Origin of the sequence: Paenibacillus sp. FSL M7-1046 (assembly GCF_038007405.1) — a bacterium.
GTDB lineage: Bacteria > Bacillota > Bacilli > Paenibacillales > Paenibacillaceae > Paenibacillus_AQ.
In genome coordinates this window covers 6,580,222-6,597,871 of record NZ_JBBOXB010000001.1, presented here as the reverse complement: position 1 = coordinate 6,597,871, position 17,650 = coordinate 6,580,222, and the positions used below count along the sequence as shown (strand labels likewise).

The window sequence follows — 17,650 nt, the reverse complement described above, 5'->3', positions numbered from 1 at the left end:
ACTCCTCATAGGGTTACTGGTGACTCTGCTTATCATTATGCGGGGAAGCAGAGTGCAGGAGGTATAGCGTTTGTCGTGGATTATTGCCTAATTCTCCAAGCTGGATTAGAGTAAAGAGAGAGGAGGGGGAAAGATGAACCAGACACAACCGGAAGAAGAACTGTCCTTAGAAGGGCAGGGGGAACTGGCTTCCTTGATTGAACGGCATACAAGAACCGATGGGAAGCACCTGAGCGCAATACCTTCGCTGCATTTATTCCGCGCTTCCTGCGAGCAGGAACCGCAGTTCGCGATCTATGAGCCGGCTCTTTGTATGATTGCCCAGGGAAGCAAATTGGTAATGCTGGCCAAGGAGAGCTACCGTTATGACCCGAGATCGTATTTGCTGGCATCCGTACATCTTCCTATCAAAGGCCAAATCCTGGAGGCGACGGCACTTCGGCCGTATCTGGGCCTACAGTTAAATTTTCAACCGGATCAAATTGTTGATATGCTGCAGATGCCGCGTTCTGGCGGGGAAGCCGGGAACCATTCCAGCCGGGGGCTGGCGGTGGGTTCCGTCAGCTCCTCTCTGCTGGACGCCGTCATTCGGCTGATCCGGTTGCTGGATAACCCGGAGGATATTGAAGGTCTGGCACCATTGATGATTCGGGAGATTTTGTATCGGGTCATGCAGGGGGAACAGGGAGCGTCTATCAAGTCTTTTGTTATCAGCGGCAGCCATGCCCAGCGAATCGCAGCCGTTATAGACCGGATTAACCGTGACTACAGGCAGCGGCTTCAAGTACATGATTTGGCCAAAATGGTCAACATGAGTGTATCTTCGCTCCACTATTATTTTAAAGAAGTTACTGCGATGAGTCCCTTGCAGTATCTGAAACAGGTTCGATTGCAGGAAGCCCGGCGACTCCTGTTGTCAGAGACCGCAGAAGCCGCAGAGGCGGCATTTCAGGTGGGATACGAAAGCCCGTCGCAATTCAGCCGGGAATATGCCCGCCTCTTTGGGCAGCCGCCAATCAGGGATGTCAATCAGTTGCGGCATAGGTTGTCAAGGAGCTGACGCCGCAATCCTCTATTTGACAATGATTTTGCTTTGCCCGGCCAGCAGCCGGAGTTCACGCGGAAGCCGGTCGCGTTCATGTTCGGGGATGTCCAGTTGAACGCCGTAATAATGATTATCTGCTTCCTCACGGCCCCAGCGCAGCGTGCCCTCCAACTGCAATGGTTCTTCATGCAGCACGAGATTTAAGCTGATCCGGATTTGATTGCTGTCTACTCTAAGCGCAAGCGGCATCTTAAGACCACAACCTGAACGGCTGATGTCATACATGAGCGCCTGTACGGGTTTGGCGGGAGCGGGTATTCCATTTATGCTTACAATAAACAAGTTGAAGGAGACCGGCTCTTTAAAGGTGTATCGGAAAGGTTCTTTTCTGTGATTGATCTTCATCGGTACCTCCATAATTTTCCTGGCAATATCAGCATATATCTATCATCGTCAGGAAACGTCCTGTGATGAAGAGTAACACTTCAGTTCCATTGCTAGATAGGGGTTCCTAAGACAAAACCACAAATTTAAAGAAATTAGTGTTGACGTCTGCTCACTTGCCGTGTAACATATGAACAGTCGAAACACAGAAAACTACATACTGTTCTCGTATAACCTCGCAGCCATTTGCTACACACAGGGCGAGGGTTTCTACAGGAAGCCTATTCTTCCTAACTACGATGACAAGGATCAAATGATATGTTCCTTGTCCCCGGAGTTAGGATTTTTTGTGTGCAGCGGCCGATTCAGAAGATTCAGGAGGATTAATAAACATGAAAGATTTGAAATACCTCATATCCGTCTTAGTGGGTGCCATGAGCTATGGTATCCTATCAACAATTGTTGTGCTGGCTTACGGAAAAGGATATCAGCTTGGGGAAGTGGTCGGTACACAGTTATTGACCGGCTGCATACTCGCTTGGCTGCTGGCAGTCTATACAAAAGTCAAAGAAAACCGCAAACAAAAGAGCCGCGGCATTCCAGCCGCAGCAACGCAGCGTGTGTCAACAGCACTGACCTGGAAGCACAGACTGCTGCTCATGCTCGCCGGAGCTCCGACGGTGTTGACTGGTCTGCTTTATTATCAGTCGCTCCGTTATATTCCGGCATCGCTGGCGATCATCCTGTTGTTCCAGTTCACATGGATCAGCGTGCTGATTCAAGCTGTAAGCAAACGCCAGCGTCCCGATAAAATTACACTGCTGACTTTGCTGCTGCTGTTCGGAGGAACATTGCTGGCCGCGGGGATTTTGGATCAAGGTGCCGCCCATTTCAATATGTTGGGGCTCACTTTGGGCCTGCTGTCTGCGGTAAGCTATTCGATGTTCATTATATTCAGCGGCAAAGCCGTTCCTGCCGCACACCCGGCCTACCGGAGTGCCTGGATGATTACTGGCGGATTTGTATTATTATGTATTTTATTCCCGCCAACCTTCATCTTCAACGGTTTGCTGTGGGGACAATTACTGCTGTATGGTTTCCTGCTGGGTTTGTTCGGCGCTTTTATACCGCCTGTGCTGTTTGCAATCGGTGTTCCTCATATTGGAGGCGGAATGGCAGGGATTCTTGGTGCCGCCGAGCTGCCGGTTGCAGTTCTGCTGTCCTCATTTGTACTGCATGAGCATGTAAGCTGGCTGCAGTGGACTGGTGTTATTATAGTGCTGATCGGAGTTGTGCTTCCTGAACTGTATAAGCTGCGCTGGAAAAACACACGCGTAATAACGTCATAATCTTTTTGTTCCTTTGTCAAAGGCCGGTATCCACTCAGGATGAGTTGGACGACCGGCCTTCTTTGGTATTGTTACTCTTTTGCGAATATCATCTGTGCCACGCGCACAATTGTACGATCTCGGTTACAATAAAATAAACGGACAAGGAGATGAATTCAAGATGAACAAAAAAACGCTGGCGGCTGCTGGAGCAGTTGCTATCGCGCTGGGGACATACCTATTTGCGGGAAACACCGAAAAACAAAAACCTGAACATGACATAGCACCAAATATTAAACAAATGGTACTTGATTTCAGTACAGGCAACACAACGGCCCAATCGGCTTCCATCACTTCCGGGCAGCTTATCGTGACTGGTGCCGATTCAAAAGAAATCACCTACAATCTGCCTGAGGATGAGTTTTTTCTGTCCATTGCGCCTTACATAGATAAAACACACCCTTGCGCAATCCATAGCCTGACTGGCTGTCAGGGCGAAATGACGGATGAAGAGTTCAGTGTAGCGATTGAGGATTCAGAGGGGAACTCCGTAATGGACAAAACCACAATGAAATCACAAGACAATGGATTTATTGATCTGTGGCTGCCGCGGGACAAAACCTACCATATAACAGTAGAGCATGACGGGAAAACCGCGGAATCCGCCATCTCCACTTTTGAGAATGACGACACCTGTATTGCAACCATGCAATTAAAAGACAAACAGAGCTTGTAAGCCCCTTTGAGAAGGAAGATATTTAGCTCTAGGAATGATCGGGGGGGCTATCCGGCACAACTGGAAGGCCCCCGCCGATACACCACCCTATGTCCTGCTATTGAGGATTATTTTGGTGCGTGCAGTAAAATTGTCCGTCTCTCGCTATTTCCTTCAACACTGCATATTCATGGCCCCAGTCACACATTGTATTTAACACGGGCACAAATGATTGGCCCAACTCCGTTAGACTATATTCTACTTTTGGTGGAACCTCCTGAAAGATCTCTCTTTTTACAAGTCCGTCTTTTTCCAGCTGACGCAATTGATCGGTTAATACTTTTTGTGTGATTCCCGGAATGTACTCATAAAACTCCTTGGTTCTAACCGGATTTCGGCTCAGAAAGAAAAGAATTAAACACTTCCACTTTCCGCCCACAATATTCATAAATATATTTATCCCTGAATTATATTGGACCAAATCCCGTTCCTCCCCAATAGGCACTTAAAAGTGGGTAAACCACAATTTTGTGCGTTATTTTCCTGTGTAATCTTTACTACTATTATTTGAAAAGCAAGATAAATAAAGGTGGGAGTGAACAACATGAGTGTGAAAAATATTTTAGAGCATCGTAATTCAGTCCGGCATTATGATCCGGATTATAAAATCAGCCCGGAACTGCTGGCTTCATTCATTGAAAGTGCAAGCAAATCACCCAATGGAAATAATGTACAGGCTGTGCGGTACCTGATCATTGATGATCCTCAAATCCAAAAGTCACTATTGCCTATCGCCTACAATCAGCAACAAGTGGCAGACGCTTCCGCTGTATTGGTGATGTTGGGGGATTATAATGCGTTCCAAGACGATAACATTATTCAGATTCACGAGGAAGGGTTTCAATCTGGTTATTTCGATGAATCTTTAAGAGACTACCTGGCAAATGCGGCCATCGGATATTATGCCAGTAAATCAGACGAGGACCTCCGGATGGAATTAACCAGAGATGTAAGTCTTGCGGCTATGTCATTAGTGTTGCTGGTGAATGAAGCCGGACTGGACACGATTACAATGTCAGGTTATGATTCCAGGCAGCTAAAGGAAACTTTGAATATTTCCGAAAGATATCTGGATGTAATGCTTATTGCTATCGGTAAAGGGATTAAAGCAGGGCATCGGACGGTGAGACATGAGGTATCTAAAGTGATTTATAGAAATATACTGACTTAACTCAGACCGAATGGATATTTTGCAGATACTCTATACTCTATAATCTATTATGATTATGGTGAGAGCTCCCGCTAAAAGCGATGGAAAGGAAGTCATTAAGGAATTGTAATGAAAGGCAGTGAGGCTAAAATGGGGAGTTTGTATTTTGCCGACAGAGTAACTAAGAGGAATCCATATTCGGAAGATGGATTGTACGATGAAAGCTGGGTAGAGCTGTCTATTGATGAATGCGCCGAATACGAAATGTTCACGGGCAAAACAGAGATCTTCGGCTTCAAGCTGAGCAAGCACTGCAATGGATGGCAATTTCGGGCCATGGATTATATTGCTTATCATCATCTGTACCGGCGGAAGGTGATTATTACCGCATTGCCTAAGGATTACGAGGAAGCAAAGGCTGTGTATACAGGTCATAGCCCATTTGACAGATTCCTGCGTCCTTATGAACCTAAGGTTCTGGTCCACAGCACAACACCAGGCGCTTACCCGGCGATCTGCCGGGAAGGGGTCTTGAAATCCTGGCAGAAGGTGCAGGCGGCTAACGTTGTGAGGGAAACGGCTCCGATTGGCCTGACCCTTGGAGATCCCGCTGATTTTCAGGAGTTTGTAATGCTGGGCAGCGGAGTTGCGCCGGAAATTGTTGTGAGTTCAAAGCAAAAGGGCTTCGTCTGTATGGATAGCCACTGCGAGTATACACCAGGGGGCAGATTTTATTTTGACGTAGAGCAGTTGGCAGCGGACGGGCTTTTGGTGAGGGATGGCTGTCACTACAAGGTGAAGGATGAACTGCCTATAGGCCACGCACTTTTCTGCGGGACGCTGCAAAATGTGGAGATGCGGGGGCAAGCGATCACCCCCGATTCCTTCGCGCAGGCTGCGGATCAGGTATTTAAGCGGCACATGGGATCAGTTGGAGTATAATCCTATTAATTTTTTGTTTTGTAATAAATCGCCCTTCTGAGCAATACTAAAATAGGGCAATTGCCAGCTTTGTGTAGCTATAGCTTGTTTGCTGGTGGGGGTATCCCAACTAGGGTAGACTCTAAGGGCCATTTTTCCATTTGCCTCAGTTGTTGTAAGGATATTATGTTTCACAAGAACCTCTTTTGGAAAAACGAATTGTCCAAAGCGATTATTTGGTGCATCAAAAGTATTAATAACCAATAAGTCTGTGGCCTTTTCATAGGAAAAGGCTTGGTTTTTATGATGACAATCCTTTTCCCATATTGCGACAAATTGTCCTGTTTTGGTTGGTGTTATTTTGGCAACTCTGAATCTGACCGATTTAGAATTCAGCTGGAATACACCAGCCCCATAATCTGAATTTTGGGGTTCTTCCCGGACGGATGCTATCGTTAATTGATTAGGTTCATACAAAAGTTCTTTTACATAGGATAATGCCTCATAAAATCTATTCATTTTACAACTCCTCATTTTAATGCTTCACAGAATCCCCCACAAAGACTAATCCCAGTCCATAAAAAATGTGGATTCCAACTTTCCATGTTCACACTCCGGGCAACTCAAATGAACAGGCACCAAATGTTCCAAGGGTGTAAGCCTCATGGTATCCTTGCATCTTTTACAAGTATAGTTCGTTACAAACTGAGATGTGCCCGAGCGCATGTTCATAAATAATTCATTTCGGACAGCATTACAGGATGGACAGACATATAAAGCTTTATAAGCGTCGAAGGTTGTGGAAGGATCTTTTTGAAAATGTTCAATCTGTTGTTTGAGCGCAAGGTCTTTTACAAATGAGGCAATGGACTCCAAGCTAAAATAATAGAAACCAATTCCAATATAAATATCTACATTGTATGTACAGTGATCACAGGTCAGTTTGTAGCCTTGTCCCATTTTTTTCACCTCTAGTAATTTAATGCGGATGTTCAAATGCCTAGTATAAGTGATTTTAGCACAGTTTTTGACCACGAGGATAGACGGATTGATTATACTGTAATGTTCAACATAAAGTAGCGCTCATCCAGTCGTGGACAGACAAATGTACATTGACAAAAACGACAGTAGTGTCATAAAATTAAAAACGACAATGGTGTCACATTTATGAGTGGAAGTTCTTTTAGCGATTGGAGGAATGAGGATGGCCAAAAAATCAGTGGAAAAGAGACAATTGATTCTGAGTAAAGCACTAGAGTTATTCGTTCGCAAAGGATTTCATGCTGTGACGATGAGCGATATTGTAGAGGAGTGCCAGATTAGCCGCGGTGGTTTGTACCGTTATTACAGCTCTACAGATGATATCTTCCGCGAACTGTTGCGTGCAAATGCCATACATACAGAGGAAATCTTTGAATCTATGATGGGGGCAGGCGAGCCCTATCGTGAAATCATGGAGCTGTTTTTGTCCGGGCAAAAAGCGGAGCTGCGCCAGATTAATAACAGCATGATGACTGCAGCCTATGAATTTTTCCTCTCACACAAAAGCAATTCAGACAGGGAGTTCTTGCAGCAGCAGTACATACAATCGGCGGCTTTTCTCAGCCGGCTGATCCAGTACGGCAATGAACGGAAAGAGACGGAGGTAGCTTCCCCGGATACAGTTGCCAATCAGCTGCTGATTTTTTTAGAGGGGCTGAGGGTGCTGGGTTTATCCGTTGATCTTACAGATGAATTTCTGGAGGAGCAGTTCAAGTGGTTTCAAAATAATCTGTTCGGAGGCCATCCCCCTTATGAAAACAATCCTTACAGTTAACGAGGTAACGAAGCAATACAGGAACAATGAACTCATTCTCAAAGAGGTTTCACTGGAAATAGAGGAAGGAAGCTTCACGGTTATCATTGGGCCAAGCGGGTCAGGCAAATCCACCTTGCTCAACATCATGTCCGGATTACAAAAGCCGAGCAGCGGAAGTGTATTCTTCGGAGACAAAGAGATTACACAATTCAGCGAACATGAGCTTGCTGATTTCCGCAGACAAGATATCGGTCAAATTTTTCAGCAATATTTACTGCTCTCCCATCTCACGGCAGAAGAGAACATCAGAATTGGTGCGCCTGCATCGGGTGGAGCGTATTCCGTGCAAGAATTGGCGGAGATGCTGGATATCTCTGGTGTTTTGGACCAATATCCAGGCGAACTGTCGGGAGGCCAGCAACAGCGGGTAGCCATTGCCAGAGCTTTGATCAAGAAGCCGTGTATGCTGTTTTGTGATGAAGCTACCGGGGCTCTGGATGAAACAAACAGCAGGAAGGTTATTTCTTTGCTGCATCAGATTTGTGTTAAATATGGTGTAACTGTACTTTTCATCACCCACAATTACGAAATCGCGAGAACCGCAGATCGTGTGATTACGATTAAGGACGGATCGATGATTAAAGATATACATCAGAAGAATCCTATTCCTGTGGAACAAATAAGCTGGGTATAGCGCGTGCAGACTGAAGGGGAATGGGGCGGAATTGAATTGCACTATTTAAAAAAACAAATAGTTAGCCTGTTGAAGCAAAACCGTGCTTATGGAGCAGTGCTGCTGTTGATTATTTTGTTAACCTCTTTTATGTATTTTTTCGTGCAATTTTCAGTTGACCGGAATGTAACGAATATGGACTACTACTTGAGAAATCAAAACCAGGAAGATGTTAGATTCCAGTTCACCAGCACAGCAGACAAGAACAAGGTATTGAAGGGGTTTGAGAATCAACTGATTACCGAAGAACGCAGCATTAAGAAAGTGAAGAGTGAGAACAAGACTTATTTTTTGCTTACCGAACCTCGGCGGCTGAATATGCCCTATATCGTGAAGGGCAGGCTTCCGGAGGAAGCAGATGAAATTGCGGTCTTGCCGCAATTTCTGCAACAGAATAACCTGCAAGTTGGCGATTCATGGAGAATCGGAGAAGTAAGCTTTACGATTACTGGTTCAATGTATTTGCCGGATTACTTATCGTTTATACCCTTTGGTGAGGTTCAGCAAAATTATTCCGATGCTACGTTCGTTCTTGTCTTACCGGAAGTCTATGACAGACTAGAGGGGCAGGAGAGTCAATATTATGCCGGAGCCTTGCGAGAGGGCGTTGATCACCTATCAAAGGAAAGCCTGCTGGCAGAACCAGCTTTTTCTTATTTAGCATCGGCCGCTGAGATAGACAGCGATACAGAACTGCAAAAGGCGCTGGAATCAAATAATGGACTGGCGCAATCTTTTTTGATTGTGCTCGGTTTAATATCTTTTTTCATCTTTTATATGTTTTTTAAACGATTCATGTCGCTGCACAAGCAAGATTTAGGCTGTTTAAAAGCACTTGGCTTTACCGGGAGGCAAATAACTTTTGTCCTGATAAGGTTCACCTTGGGAATTGCGGGTATAGGTTGCCTCTTGGGGATGGGGTTAGGGTATCTTGGATCCAACGTGCTCATGGGCATGCTGGAATGCACTTATTCCTTCCCGTTTTTTGAACGGGGGATTCATTTCGGGTCAGCCGTTAAAGGCATCTTATTTCCAGCCGGGGGAGCAGTTCTTATAACGTGTTATGCAGCGGTTCCGTTTTTGAAGCAAGAAACCCATGCTTTGTTAAACATTTCAGCGCAACCGCGGCCGGTCAAGGGTGTCTTGCGGGCTGCCAACCGGTTAGTCAAACTATTACCGGAGAAGTGGCGGTTGCCGTTCCGTGTTGCACTGCGAAAATGGAATGCCTTAATCCTTAGTGCTTGTGCAATTCTGCTGACTACCTTGTTGTTCTTGCTAAGTTATTCCTTATATCAATCCAGCGGTACAGCCATGAATGCCCAAATGGCTGGCATCGATTATACCTATGACATTACCTATCCGGAATTTCAGCATGATGATGCGAATGCCAGATCCTCCCGGATGTATTATCTCCAGCAACCGGTGCAACTGAAGCAAAAGGAAGGCAGTATGATCTCAGCGCAAATGCTGGGACTCGATAGCGGGGGGACGCTGTTCACGCTGCTCGATGCCAATAATAAGGGCCTCAGGATGGATAACCTGAAAGGAGTCATTGTCAGCCGCTCATTCAGCTGGTTGTATGGGATCAAGAAGGGGGCTACTCTCAACCTTATACTGGATCGGCAAAATGTGGCGGTTGTCGTTCAGTCGATCAGCCAAAACGGGGATACGGATACGATATATACATCCAAAGATAACCTCGCTGGTTGGATGAAGGTGGAGCGTTCACTGCATTCGGGCGAGTTAAGTAATGAAATGAATTCTTCCGCCAACGTTAAAGTGGTAACTGCTGCGGATAAAAGAGCTGCGCTGGAAAGCAGCGCTGTCTCAAATCGTTCAAGTGCTGTCATTAATCAAATGATTGGCGTTGTAATTGGAGTTTTACTGTTATACCTGGTTCTCCTGCTTAATTTTCAGGACAGTACCCGGGATATGAGAATACTCCGGCTGCTCGGTTACAAATCTTCCGAAATCAGCCGTTTGCTGATTGACGTGTACAGACCGCTGCTGGTATTGCTCTATGTTATTACTCTTCCGTTTGCGGTGTTTATTACAGAACGGATTTTGCGGATTCTATCTCTTCAGACTGGCGATTATATGCCGTTTAACCTGAAAATATGGATGCTGATTTTTCCGCTGGCGCTCATTATGTTGCAATATATGCTGGTTATGCCGATATTCAAGGGTAAGCTGCGCAGAGAAAATAATATTGATACGAATACCTATTGAAATTTTGGTGCTGCGGATCAAAGAGATAAATAAACACAAACAGCGCGCGCCGATGGAATATCGGTGCGCGCTGCCTGCTTAGCATGATTCTGTTATCGAGTTAACAGTGGATAACTTGAGCACTACTCGACCTGGAACTGGTTCAACTCGTCCTGAAGTTTTTTGGACAAATGACTGAGTTGCTGGGATAGTTCAGCGACCTGTTCAATGCTGTCCAGCTGCTCCTGCGTGCTTGCGCTAACCTCTTCCGTCGAAGCGGAATTCTCTTCTGTAGTGGAAGAGATGATTTCCAGTGCCTGGAGAATTTCATCTTTATGTTTATGGACTTTGGAAGTGTTGCTGCTGATCTGAATCATGCGCAATTTCAAGGCCTCCAAATCCTTGTTAATGCTAAAGAATACCTGCTTCGTAGCCTCCACAGATTTTGCGTTTTCTTCAGCAATTTCAAGACCCTGTGCTGTGTATTTAACGGATGCAACAGTTTTTTCCTCGATTTCATGTACCTTTCTGCCAATCTCCTGTGTAGCCTGTGCGGTCTGCTCCGCCAGCTTGCGAACCTCTCCGGCAACAACGGCAAACCCGCGGCCTTGTTCTCCCGCACGAGCGGCTTCAATGGAAGCATTGAGCGCCAGCAGATTGGTTTGTGTGGCTATTTGATGTACTGTATCCACGATGCTAGAAATTTCATGGCGGCTTAGATCAATATCATGAATAGCAGACGATATCGACTGAGTGGAGTTGTGATTCTCTTCCGCCCACTTGGATAACTGATCCAATACACCCAACCCCAGCTCGCTTTGGTCGGCAGAAGCCTGCACCATCGTCTCTATGGCTATGGCATCACTGGCGATTTCGTCAATTTGGCCCGATAGGGATCCGGTCTTTTGCAATATAGTATCCGTTTCGATCGACTGATAGTTGGTCGCATTGGCAATCTCATTAATGGCTGTCGCTGTATCGTTCATAGTTATAGCCGTTCTGGAAGAAATGGATTGCAGATCCTTGGAAGACTGGTTCAATACCTCAGCGGAGGTGCCAACCATCTGGAGCATACCTTGGATTTTCTGGACCATGTTGAAGATTCCGTTTGAAATTTGTCCAATTTCGTTGTTGGAATGGGCATCAAACTGAACTGTCAAATCTCCGTTTTCCACCCGCTTGATCTTAGTAAGCAGTATGGGGATTGATCTGAGCAGGTAACGGAGCGTGATATAAGAAAATAGAACGAGCAGGATCGCAGCTGCAGTAAATCCGCCAATCGTAACCCAGGTGAACTTTTTTAATTCTGAGAGCACTTCACGCTCCGTAATGGTCAAACCTACGGACCATCCGGTATCTTTACTGATAGCATAGCCGATGTAACGGCTTTCTCCGTTGTCATCAATCAGTTGTACTCCGGATTCGCCAGCTATCATTTTCTTGCCGATCGCTCCAAGATCTCCAGGGAACTCATTAATCTTTTCCTTGGATACCTTAGCCTGGTCAGGGTGATACAGAATATCACCTGTTTTGGAGGCGAGTATGGAATAACCGGTGCTGCCAAGCTTATAGCTTTCCATAATGGCAGGGATGTCTTTAGAGGCTATATCAACCGCCGCAAAACCAATTAGCGCATTGTTGTCATCTTTAATCGGATAAAAGATACCCATCAACATATCGCCCGAAGTGATGTCAATATAAGGATCGGAATAATACAGCCCGTCTGCTGCGACTGCCGGTTTGTAATACGGCCGTTCTTTGATATTAAAAGTTGCATCAGATGCATTACCATCGTTCAAGAGGTAAAAGCCTTTGCCGTCAATACTTGCAATCCAAGCATCTGCAAAAGAGGGCTCTGTTTTTACAATGGCAGCCAGAGTCTTCACTACTTCATCAGCAGACGGAGAAGTTTTAGCCATTTCCGGAGATTCAGTGGTTTCAATGTATTGTTTAAAAATATCATTCGTTGACATTTGTTTAACAAGTGAACCCTTTTCCTTAAATAGAGCATCGAATTGACTTACGAGTGCCTGTGTCTTGGTCTGCAGCATGGATTCTTGTTGTTTCACAAGTATGCTTCGAGTGCTGGAAAACATATATGTTCCCAAGATCGAGAAGACGACAACAATAATAACTAAAAGTACAATGGACAAAGTATTTGCTATGCTTGGTGAGCCGAATCGCCATTTCTTTATTTGCTGCAACATATTACCATCTCCCCCGAATCTTTTCTAAGCTAAAAGCTCATAAGAATATGTCGGAAGATTGTAACTATTTTAATATAGCTTTCATCTAAATGAACGAAATTTAATTTAAAAAATAAGGATTTGGGATAAAAACTACGCTGAGTGCGAGAGCTGCTGTCCTTATTCTGGATGCGTTTCCAGACGGGGGAAGGAGGTGAGCTAACTGTAGTCCAACCATGAGTTTATATTGTCAATAAAAGCTCCATGGCGGAGCGTTCTCTCTGGGCAATATCGCTTAAAAGCTCGGATCCCCGTTGTAGCTCCTGCTGATTTCCGGTTCTTCCAGCATTGTCAATTGACGCTGATACACTATTCCACAAGAGGGCGATTTCCGTGAACAGCAGATAAGCCTTTTCTATTTTCGAATTACTGAGCAATTCTGCGCATTCTTTGAGAAAATCTCTGTATAGGTTGCGAAATAAGGCACCGCCGGTTCCGGCCTTTTCCATTAACATAGCAGTCAAACATAGATCTTTCTCCATGTCCTTACTGCGAGCAGGCCATTTCAGAATTTCATTGCTCATTTTTTCGATGCCTCTATTGCCCATATTGCGGATCGGCGGATTCAAATAGTCGTGCGCATTATTAAGAATAGAGGATCGTATTGCAGGCAGAAGCGGTGGAAGGTCACCTGCCAGTTCAAGCGTAAAGGAACGGTTTCTGGAACTCATGGGTCCCTTTGCGTTCCTTGCCATGGCCAAACTGGATAACTGCGTGGTTACAAGCCCGCCTTGTTGGCCTGTGTCTGACATGTAGGCGTATTCGTCATCCATATCGTAGATCACGGCATAGTGGGCGGCAAAGTGTATTTTATTCGTAAAGTAATCTAAATAATATGAATCTAATTTAAGGCCTACGGGAACACCTTTCTCTATGCAGCTTTGCACGTTCTGCCATGCTTTTGTGACAGAGGAAGTTTCTTTCACCTTCATGTTCAACTGGAGCCGGGATGCCAGGCATGCAGACAGTTCATCTGGCTTCGCTCTGCCTCCAATAAAAGGAAAGTCCATTCCCTTCGAATCCCAATAAATAAATCCCAATCCTTGTCCAATTCCGAATAACATCGGCTCCGATAATTGAACACCTGCATGTTGAAGAAGATTACCCATGGCTGTGGTCTCGCAGTGTTCTCCCTGATAAGGAGCAAAGTTTTCAATCCTCATGAACTTGACCCTCCAATTCCCCTATTAGTTCGTTGATCAGATTGGCGACAAAGATCTTTTCGTTCTCGATGAGACTCATCGGGTGAAGAAAAAGAGCCCTGACGTGCAACGGCAAACGGCAGCCGCCTTGCGATTCATATTTTTGCGCGATGTTCCTCAATGACTCCTCCAGAAAATTTTGCCGTGTCTGCAATGCTTCTACAGCTTCATTTATCCCGATAAAAGGGAGAGCCGCCAGCCCGAGATCGAAACGGTTATCCCGTTCCCGTGAGGTAGTTAGGCTAATGATGACTTCATTTCTCAAAGTGTGCATACCGTCTTCCAGCATGACAAAAGTGGACGGGAGAGGACCTTTGCCAGATTTGTGGCCGGATTGTTCGGATCGGATCAGGCCTTTGTCTTTCAATTTCTGCAAACCGTTGTAAATAGAAGTAGTGCCTATGTTCGCCCATTCCCGGTAACCCCGCTGCTCGATCAGCTTATTAATCTGGTAACCTGACGCTTGTTTGGATTCCGCAATAATTTGCAATAAGATGAATTCTACGTTGGAGAGACTATACATTTTCTTCCTCCTTATATTTCATGAGTGTAATATAACACTAGTGGAATATAACGTCAAGGTGGTTAATGTGGGGAACGGGCCAGTTCCGCCAGAAAACTCTGAACAAGCATGAAACCTTCGCAGATAAAAACTGGTTCAGATTGACATTGATAAGATATAATTGTATATTATTGGAATTGGATTACAAGTGTAGTCATGAAACGGAAAGAAGGGTGGAAAGAATTTGTCTACGGAAACTCCAAAAATCTCGGATGCCGAGTGGGAAGTAATGAAGGTACTGTGGGCAGAGGCCCCGCGCACCGCAGGTGAGATTATTGAAGCGCTGGAAGACAGCCGGGACTGGAACCCGAAGACGGTACGGACACTGATTAAGCGTCTGACCGAGAAGCGGGCCATCGGCTACAACCAGACAGGAAGGGTGTATTCATATTACCCGCTTGTACGGGAAGAGGAATGCGTTCAATCAGAGACCCAATCGTTTCTGAAACGGGTCTACGGCGGAACTCTGCGCCCGATGTTGGTCAACTTTTTGCAGGATGAGAAGTTGTCCCGGGAAGATATTGATGAATTGAAGAGAATTTTGGATGAACGAAAGGACTGAGCTGCTTGCTGGAAGCAACATACAATCTGTTCGTCAAGGTAATGTCGCTGTCCGTGATGGCGAGCGTACTGGCTCTGCTGATCCTGGCTGCCCGGTTTCTGTTTAAGGATCGTTTAAAACCGGCCTGGACGTATCTACTATGGATACCGCTGGTAGTGAGGCTGGCCATACCTTGGACACCGGAAAGCGCGTTCAGCATTTTTAATCTGTTGCCGCTGGAGAAAGAACCGGCGCAGACTGCCTCCATTCCGTCAACGCAGCCAATGGTTGGCGTTAAGCATGAGGCCGGGTTGACCGGTGGAGAATCCGGCCCGGCACCTGACGTTGGAACAGCAGGTGCCGGACTTTCACCGCTAGCGACGACACCGGATGTAGTAACGACCAATTCGACCTCGCCAGTTAATGTTATACAGCCGGGCGCAGGCAATGCTCTGGCTGCAGATGCAGGCTGGACGCCGCTATATTTGCTGGGACTGGTATGGCTTGGTGGAGCTGCAGTGGTACTGGGCCTGTCGGTTAGGGCGCAACTGCGGTTCACGGCGAGGGTTCGACGGGAACCGGAGGTTATTTCTCCGGACATCCGGCTGTTGTTCGAAACCTGTCTGCGCGAACTGCAGGTGCGTCGTCCGGTGAAGCTGATCGAGACGAGGCAGATTGCCGTCCCGGCGCTGCTCGGCGTTATGCGACCCAAGCTGCTGCTGCCGGCATCCACGATGCATATTCTGGAGGCAAGCGGGCTCCGCCATGTATTTCTCCATGAACTGGCGCATGTGAAACGCTGTGACATTCCGCTGAATCTGCTGACAAGCTTGCTGCTGGCCCTGCATTGGTTCAACCCGCTGCTGTGGTATGCCGTACGCCAAATGAAAGCGGATCAGGAGGTCGCGTGTGATGCACTGGCCTTAACACATCTTGAACCGGAGTGCCACAGAAGCTACGCGCTGACTCTTCTCAAACTGTTGGAAACATTACCTGGCCCGATCCGGCTGGCCGGAGCAGCTGGCATTTCGAGAAGTAAAAAGGAAATGGAAAGAAGAATAATCATGATCACAAGGCATAAGAAAATCACAGCAAAGAACACGCTGTTGGGCCTGGCCGTAGTTATGCTCTTAAGCGGCTGTACCCTGACCGGGGCCAAGCTGAATTCTGCGCCGGTCCCGGAGAAGAGTACTCCTGCTGCTTCCCCGGCAGCTTCACAGGATAAAGATACCCCTGCATCTGGTGTCAAAGGGACCCTGTTGGGAGAGAAAAACGGGATCACTGTGACCGCTAAGCCCACAGGGGAGAATACGCTTTTACATGAAGTCACAGTTAATGTACGGGGTGAAGTGAGCCGCACGTTCTTGTGGGATGCAGGTAAAGACGAGACGCGGCCTCCGATCATTGATGAAGCCGACGTGAACGGGGATGGTACTAAAGAAATCTTCATTCGTATTACGACCGGCACTGGCACAGGAGTTTATATGAATGACATTCATGTGCTGCAGCCGGCTACTCTGGAAGAGCTTGTGGTCGAGGATCCGGTCGAAGCACTGAATCGGAGGCTGAAATCCTCCATTACACACCGCGATAACCATACCTATGTCTCTGCTGAACTGGATGGAAAGCATATGAGCAAAGTTTATGATTACACGGAGGCAGCATGGGGGGAGAAGGTCGGATTTGGCGCCATAGTTTCGTATGAGCTGACAGGCGGCCGTATTGTGGCCCACTTGGCCGGCGCTGCGTCTATGAATGAATTTCCGCTCGAAGTTGTTGCCGTTTACGGCAAGGACCTGACCCTTGACAGCGTACAGATGTACTATGGCTCGTTCATTGCTCCGCCGCTCAGCGAGCAAGAGATCAAGTCCATGATGGAAAAAAGGCTTCCGGCAACCGGCTGGACCTTTGGCAAAGACGGCGGCCAATACACTGTGGATTTCACAGATCCGCCGAACGGCGAAGAGCAAGGTAACACCTATAAAATCAATCCGTTTACCGGAACGGTCTATGACGCTATCTCCGGCAATCCCTTGAGAAGCCTTGTAAACAGGGAAGCGATAGATTTGTGGGAGATCTCTGACGGCAGCAAATACCAGAAGGAGCTGTATAAGCTGCTACAGCCCATCCTGGATACCGAAGGCTTCGAGCCGGTGAGCAAGGACTGGATTTCCGGCTTTACCGGGGATGGATATTTGTTAGGTGAAGTCAGGAAAGAGGGCAGGGAATTCACGATTAAAGCCGATGTCTTTACCAGCCAGTGGGAAGAAATTCCTGATCCGTATAAATAGTTAAGCAGCATTTCAGATTTGCAATACGGCTACTAATTCGTTGTTACAGATTTCGCCGTTGTCACGGAAGCCGAAACTTTCATATAGCTTTTGGGCGACGGAAGCCATACTTGACAGATTGGACGCAACATAACGGCGTTGGTCTTCTGAAACCTCCAGATTAAAGATGGACCGCCGGTTTTCCAGCGTGATTTTTCTGAGCGTAATCATGTAGTGCTCTCCCTTCATTCTTCATTTTGCGCCGCGGCCGCTTATATAACATACAATTTATACAAAAAAAGTAATAGACTTATATTGTATTTTTTTATAAACTAATATGTATCCATGGCTTTTTTAGATATCGTTTTATTTGGCAGTATGGGCTACCCCCCACATAATTGTTCAAGTTTTATTATTTCGTTAACGTATAACTTTACGCCGCCAGAACCTTGGCGGCTTTTTTGCATTCTCCGCAAGCGTTGTTCAT

17 protein-coding genes and 1 riboswitch are annotated in these 17,650 nt (G+C 46.4%); of the genes, 10 read left to right on the top strand and 7 right to left on the bottom strand.

What is annotated here, in order from left to right; genetic code table 11:
* The first annotated feature begins 133 nt into the window (after positions 1 to 133).
* Entirely contained in the window at positions 134 to 1,060 is a 927-nt protein-coding gene (locus NYE29_RS29490) for an AraC family transcriptional regulator (RefSeq protein WP_076112746.1), read from the top strand.
* 12 nt (positions 1,061 to 1,072) lie between these two features.
* On the opposite strand, the gene NYE29_RS29485 is transcribed toward NYE29_RS29490, so the two are convergent.
* Positions 1,073 to 1,450 (bottom strand): PilZ domain-containing protein, encoded by a 378-nt coding sequence (locus NYE29_RS29485; protein WP_076112747.1) that lies wholly within the window; start codon positions 1,448 to 1,450, stop codon positions 1,073 to 1,075.
* 185 nt (positions 1,451 to 1,635) lie between these two features.
* Positions 1,636 to 1,746: riboswitch (purine riboswitch) on the top strand.
* 75 nt (positions 1,747 to 1,821) lie between these two features.
* Here NYE29_RS29485 and NYE29_RS29480 point away from each other — a divergent pair.
* Both NYE29_RS29480 and NYE29_RS29475 read left to right on the top strand, forming a co-directional pair.
* Complete coding sequence (locus NYE29_RS29480) at positions 1,822 to 2,778, top strand: EamA family transporter (RefSeq protein WP_340898668.1); 957 nt, start codon at positions 1,822 to 1,824, stop codon at positions 2,776 to 2,778.
* A gap of 160 nt (positions 2,779 to 2,938) precedes the next feature.
* Entirely contained in the window at positions 2,939 to 3,493 is a 555-nt protein-coding gene (locus NYE29_RS29475) for a CueP family metal-binding protein (RefSeq protein ID WP_076112748.1), read from the top strand.
* Positions 3,494 to 3,590: 97 nt separating this feature from the next.
* Here NYE29_RS29475 and NYE29_RS29470 read toward each other — a convergent pair whose 3' ends face one another.
* Entirely contained in the window at positions 3,591 to 3,953 is a 363-nt protein-coding gene (locus tag NYE29_RS29470; protein ID WP_076112749.1) for a winged helix-turn-helix transcriptional regulator, read from the bottom strand.
* Positions 3,954 to 4,076: 123 nt separating this feature from the next.
* Between NYE29_RS29470 and NYE29_RS29465 the strand changes: the two genes are divergently transcribed.
* Positions 4,077 to 4,703, top strand: coding sequence for a nitroreductase family protein (locus tag NYE29_RS29465; protein WP_340898667.1), 627 nt, complete (start codon positions 4,077 to 4,079; stop codon positions 4,701 to 4,703).
* Between the two features lie 108 nt (positions 4,704 to 4,811).
* A complete protein-coding gene (locus NYE29_RS29460) occupies positions 4,812 to 5,624 on the top strand; it encodes a hypothetical protein (RefSeq protein ID WP_076112751.1) in 813 nt (270 codons plus the stop codon).
* Here the strand turns inward: NYE29_RS29460 and NYE29_RS29455 are convergent.
* Positions 5,610 to 6,122, bottom strand: a complete 513-nt coding sequence (locus NYE29_RS29455) for a MepB family protein (RefSeq protein WP_340898666.1) — start codon at positions 6,120 to 6,122, stop codon at positions 5,610 to 5,612. The two genes, NYE29_RS29460 and NYE29_RS29455, sit on opposite strands and share 15 nt — an antisense overlap.
* A gap of 685 nt (positions 6,123 to 6,807) precedes the next feature.
* Here NYE29_RS29455 and NYE29_RS29450 point away from each other — a divergent pair.
* The 3 genes from NYE29_RS29450 (at position 6,808) to NYE29_RS29440 (ending at position 10,363) form a co-directional block, all read left to right on the top strand.
* Positions 6,808 to 7,419 carry a TetR/AcrR family transcriptional regulator gene (locus tag NYE29_RS29450; RefSeq protein WP_340898665.1) on the top strand — a complete coding sequence of 204 codons (612 nt, stop codon included), beginning with the start codon at positions 6,808 to 6,810 and terminating at the stop codon, positions 7,417 to 7,419.
* The gene (locus NYE29_RS29445) at positions 7,397 to 8,095 is read left to right on the top strand and encodes an ABC transporter ATP-binding protein (RefSeq protein ID WP_340898664.1); all 699 of its coding nucleotides are present in this window, start codon (positions 7,397 to 7,399) and stop codon (positions 8,093 to 8,095) included. Before NYE29_RS29450 ends, NYE29_RS29445 begins: the two co-directional genes overlap by 23 nt.
* A 69-nt stretch (positions 8,096 to 8,164) precedes the next feature.
* A complete protein-coding gene (locus tag NYE29_RS29440; RefSeq protein WP_340898663.1) occupies positions 8,165 to 10,363 on the top strand; it encodes an FtsX-like permease family protein in 2,199 nt (732 codons plus the stop codon).
* Between the two features lie 122 nt (positions 10,364 to 10,485).
* Here the strand turns inward: NYE29_RS29440 and NYE29_RS29435 are convergent, their stop codons facing one another.
* From NYE29_RS29435 to NYE29_RS29425, 3 genes are all read right to left on the bottom strand, one after another.
* Complete coding sequence (locus NYE29_RS29435) at positions 10,486 to 12,549, bottom strand: methyl-accepting chemotaxis protein (protein ID WP_340898661.1); 2,064 nt, start codon at positions 12,547 to 12,549, stop codon at positions 10,486 to 10,488.
* A gap of 221 nt (positions 12,550 to 12,770) precedes the next feature.
* Positions 12,771 to 13,751, bottom strand: coding sequence for a BtrH N-terminal domain-containing protein (locus NYE29_RS29430; RefSeq protein WP_340898660.1), 981 nt, complete (start codon positions 13,749 to 13,751; stop codon positions 12,771 to 12,773).
* Positions 13,741 to 14,313: a PadR family transcriptional regulator gene (locus NYE29_RS29425; protein WP_038591068.1), complete on the bottom strand. Its 573-nt coding sequence runs from the start codon at positions 14,311 to 14,313 to the stop codon at positions 13,741 to 13,743. Before NYE29_RS29425 ends, NYE29_RS29430 begins: the two co-directional genes overlap by 11 nt.
* Before the next feature lie 223 nt (positions 14,314 to 14,536).
* Here NYE29_RS29425 and NYE29_RS29420 point away from each other — a divergent pair, with 223 nt between their 5' ends.
* Positions 14,537 to 14,914: a BlaI/MecI/CopY family transcriptional regulator gene (locus tag NYE29_RS29420; RefSeq protein WP_379141909.1), complete on the top strand. Its 378-nt coding sequence runs from the start codon at positions 14,537 to 14,539 to the stop codon at positions 14,912 to 14,914.
* Positions 14,915 to 14,919: 5 nt separating this feature from the next.
* Positions 14,920 to 17,184, top strand: coding sequence for a M56 family metallopeptidase (locus NYE29_RS29415; RefSeq protein ID WP_340898659.1), 2,265 nt, complete (start codon positions 14,920 to 14,922; stop codon positions 17,182 to 17,184).
* A gap of 12 nt (positions 17,185 to 17,196) precedes the next feature.
* On the opposite strand, the gene NYE29_RS29410 is transcribed toward NYE29_RS29415, so the two are convergent.
* Positions 17,197 to 17,394 carry a hypothetical protein gene (locus NYE29_RS29410; protein ID WP_340898658.1) on the bottom strand — a complete coding sequence of 66 codons (198 nt, stop codon included), beginning with the start codon at positions 17,392 to 17,394 and terminating at the stop codon, positions 17,197 to 17,199.
* Positions 17,395 to 17,650: the final 256 nt, after the last annotated feature.

Excerpts from the sequence above, each read along its gene's own strand:
- NYE29_RS29430 (WP_340898660.1), bottom strand. The coding sequence starts at position 13,751 with ATGAGGATTGAAAACTTTGCTCCTTATCAGGGAGAACACTGCGAGACC.
- NYE29_RS29410 (WP_340898658.1), bottom strand. The coding sequence starts at position 17,394 with ATGATTACGCTCAGAAAAATCACGCTGGAAAACCGGCGGTCCATCTTT.
- NYE29_RS29485 (WP_076112747.1), bottom strand. The coding sequence starts at position 1,450 with ATGAAGATCAATCACAGAAAAGAACCTTTCCGATACACCTTTAAAGAG.
- NYE29_RS29475 (WP_076112748.1), top strand. The coding sequence starts at position 2,939 with ATGAACAAAAAAACGCTGGCGGCTGCTGGAGCAGTTGCTATCGCGCTG.
- NYE29_RS29460 (WP_076112751.1), top strand. The coding sequence starts at position 4,812 with ATGAAAGGCAGTGAGGCTAAAATGGGGAGTTTGTATTTTGCCGACAGA.
- NYE29_RS29450 (WP_340898665.1), top strand. The coding sequence starts at position 6,808 with ATGGCCAAAAAATCAGTGGAAAAGAGACAATTGATTCTGAGTAAAGCA.
- NYE29_RS29435 (WP_340898661.1), bottom strand. The coding sequence starts at position 12,549 with ATGTTGCAGCAAATAAAGAAATGGCGATTCGGCTCACCAAGCATAGCA.
- NYE29_RS29480 (WP_340898668.1), top strand. The coding sequence starts at position 1,822 with ATGAAAGATTTGAAATACCTCATATCCGTCTTAGTGGGTGCCATGAGC.
- NYE29_RS29455 (WP_340898666.1), bottom strand. The coding sequence starts at position 6,122 with ATGAATAGATTTTATGAGGCATTATCCTATGTAAAAGAACTTTTGTAT.
- NYE29_RS29465 (WP_340898667.1), top strand. The coding sequence starts at position 4,077 with ATGAGTGTGAAAAATATTTTAGAGCATCGTAATTCAGTCCGGCATTAT.
- NYE29_RS29425 (WP_038591068.1), bottom strand. The coding sequence starts at position 14,313 with ATGTATAGTCTCTCCAACGTAGAATTCATCTTATTGCAAATTATTGCG.
- NYE29_RS29490 (WP_076112746.1), top strand. The coding sequence starts at position 134 with ATGAACCAGACACAACCGGAAGAAGAACTGTCCTTAGAAGGGCAGGGG.
- NYE29_RS29445 (WP_340898664.1), top strand. The coding sequence starts at position 7,397 with ATGAAAACAATCCTTACAGTTAACGAGGTAACGAAGCAATACAGGAAC.